This window comes from Thalassolituus sp. UBA3500 (assembly GCF_002377545.1).
Lineage (GTDB): Bacteria > Pseudomonadota > Gammaproteobacteria > Pseudomonadales > Oceanobacteraceae > Thalassolituus.
In genome coordinates this window covers 6,707-7,916 of sequence record NZ_DFQB01000049.1, presented here as the reverse complement: position 1 = coordinate 7,916, position 1,210 = coordinate 6,707, and the positions used below count along the sequence as shown (strand labels likewise).

The window sequence follows — 1,210 nt, the reverse complement described above, 5'->3', positions numbered from 1 at the left end:
ATTCATCAGTCACGACCGGGCATTCGTTCAGGCACTTGCTACGCGGATCGTCGATCTGGATCGTGGAAATCTCTACAACTGGATAGGCGATTACCGGGGCTTTCTTGAGTTCCGTGAAAAGCGTCTTGAGGATGAGGCCACGCAAAACGCTCTGTTTGATAAGCGCCTTGCTGAAGAAGAAAAGTGGATTCGTCAGGGTATTAAGGCCCGCCGTACACGTAACGAAGGTCGCGTCGAGCGTCTGAAAGAAATGCGCAAACAGCACTCTGCGCGACGTGACCGTGTAGGCACCGCCAATATCAGCATGACCGGCTCTGAGAATTCAGGTAAGCAGGTGTTTGAACTGAGCGATGTCAGTTACGCCTGGAAAGACGTCAGCCAGGTCAAAGATTTCTCGACCCTGGTGATGCGCGGAGACCGAATCGGTCTGGTCGGCCCCAACGGCGTGGGTAAAAGTACACTATTGAAGCTGCTGCTCGGTAAGCTACAGCCGCAGGCGGGGAATATCCGTACCGGTACCAAGCTCGAAGTTGCGTATTTTGATCAGTCGCGGGATGTGCTGGAAGAAGACAAGTCCATCGCTGACAACGTTGCTGATGGAAAAGACCACGTTGTGGTGAATGGTCAGAGCCGTCATGTGATTGGCTACCTGGGCGACTTTCTGTTTCCACCGGAGCGTGCTCGAACACCCGTGAAGGCGTTGTCTGGTGGTGAACGAAATCGCGTGATGCTGGCCAAGCTATTCCTCAAACCCTGCAACTTGCTGGTGATGGATGAGCCAACCAACGATCTCGATATCGAAACACTGGAGCTTCTGGAAGAGCGCCTGATTGATTTTGATGGCACTCTGCTGCTCGTTTCCCACGACCGTGCGTTTATTGATAACGTCGTTACCCAGCTGTGGGTCTTTGATGGCAGTGGTCATATTGATGAACATGTCGGTGGCTACAGCGATTGGCATGAACGTACTGGGGGCCATAAAAAATCACCGAAAGCCGATGCTGCCTCAGCACAAAAGCCGACAGATAAAACATCGGCAGCGCAGCCTGCAGAGACAAATCCAGTGCCGGCTCCGAAAGAAAAGAAGAAGCTCTCTTATAAGCTCCAACGTGAACTCGATATGCTGCCCGAGCAGATTGCTACGGCGGAAGAAGAGCGCGACAAAATCGTTGCCGTGACCGAAGCTGCAGATTTTTACAGCGGTGATCAG

The 1,210-nt window shown here is 52.6% G+C and carries 1 protein-coding gene; it reads left to right on the top strand.

Going from position 1 to position 1,210, the window contains the following annotated elements:
- Positions 1–4 precede the first annotated feature (4 nt).
- On the top strand, positions 5–1,210 hold a 1,206-nt coding region (locus B2R29_RS12455; RefSeq protein ID WP_414716616.1), incomplete at its 3' end, for an ATP-binding cassette domain-containing protein.